Below are 226 nucleotides of genomic sequence, written 5' to 3'. Positions count from 1 at the left end.
ATAGACTTTAGTCATAATACTTTCTTTTAAAATTTCTCTAGTCAATTTTACTTTTTGTAAATTACTATATTCAATATTTAAATAACCAAAATCATTTAGTTCTTTATTTACTTTTTCAACAACATCAGAATAGAGATCATTAGGACTATCAAACTGATTTGCAGGAGATAAATTAGTAGCTGTAGCTAAATCAAATTCTTTAATTAAACCTGCAACATGTTGGATA

General features: G+C 24.3%; 1 protein-coding gene. It reads right to left on the bottom strand.

Features of this window, described 5'->3' with window-relative positions:
• Nucleotides 1–226 (bottom strand): DNA-directed RNA polymerase (locus HY29_RS18775; RefSeq protein WP_155838182.1); only part of this gene is annotated, 226 nt, incomplete at both ends.

This window comes from Hyphomonas beringensis (assembly GCF_000682755.1).
Lineage (GTDB): Bacteria > Pseudomonadota > Alphaproteobacteria > Caulobacterales > Hyphomonadaceae > Hyphomonas > Hyphomonas beringensis.
This window is presented reverse-complemented; position numbering and strand designations above follow the sequence as displayed.